Below are 709 nucleotides of genomic sequence, written 5' to 3' on the forward strand. Positions count from 1 at the left end.
CTAAATCTCAATTGTACTCGATAACCTAATTTACTATTGGTTGATGGCATACGAACATCAAAGTTTCCCTCAGCACTTACAAATCCTGAAATTCAATAAGGGTCTAAAAATACATTATCACAATTTATTACAGGTCTTTCAACTGGAGTATATCCAGCAAACTCTGATTTTAACGTGTCAGATAAACCTAAATTCATTGATGCTTTTATATTTACTATTTGATTTAAACCTTCAACAGTAAGATGAGCTTTATTATTTACAAGTTTTACCGCTTGTTTAAATAAAAAAAAATCCGCGGCTTTTTGAGTTAATAACGGATAATTTTCTAAATGAATAATAAGTTTATTTAAATCTTCAATTGAATCTATTGAATAATTAACTATATCTCGGTTTCGAGCTAAATGAATAGAACCAATACCACCCAAGTATTGTTGTAATAGATATAATAAGTTAAGATCTTTTGTGTGTAGACTTAATTGAAATTTCAATTGAGCACGTCAACCTAATTTACGACTTTTATTTCTATCCACTATTATGTTAAATGAACCCTCACCATCTATTAAACCAGATCAGACTCAAGGATTTACTCGTAGAGTGGAATTATAGGTAGAAAATTTTTTTTTAAAATCGAATTGCTTAGATGGGATTTTAGCAGAGTTTCAACCTTGTTGCAGGTTGAAACCGAGTTTTATACCTCTGTTTCTTTCGA

Annotated in this window: 1 protein-coding gene and 1 pseudogene; both read right to left on the minus strand. The window is 29.9% G+C overall.

Annotated features, from left to right (window positions below; genetic code table 11):
- On the minus strand, positions 1-92 hold a 92-nt coding region (locus tag IEX62_RS24340), incomplete at its 3' end, for an LAGLIDADG family homing endonuclease (protein ID WP_188778836.1).
- A pseudogene (locus IEX62_RS24345) lies at positions 93-560 on the minus strand (LAGLIDADG family homing endonuclease). It lies immediately after the preceding gene.
- Positions 561-709 lie beyond the last annotated feature (149 nt).

Source organism: Paenibacillus hunanensis, assembly GCF_014645615.1.
GTDB classification, from domain to species: Bacteria; Bacillota; Bacilli; order Paenibacillales; family Paenibacillaceae; genus Saccharibacillus; species Saccharibacillus hunanensis.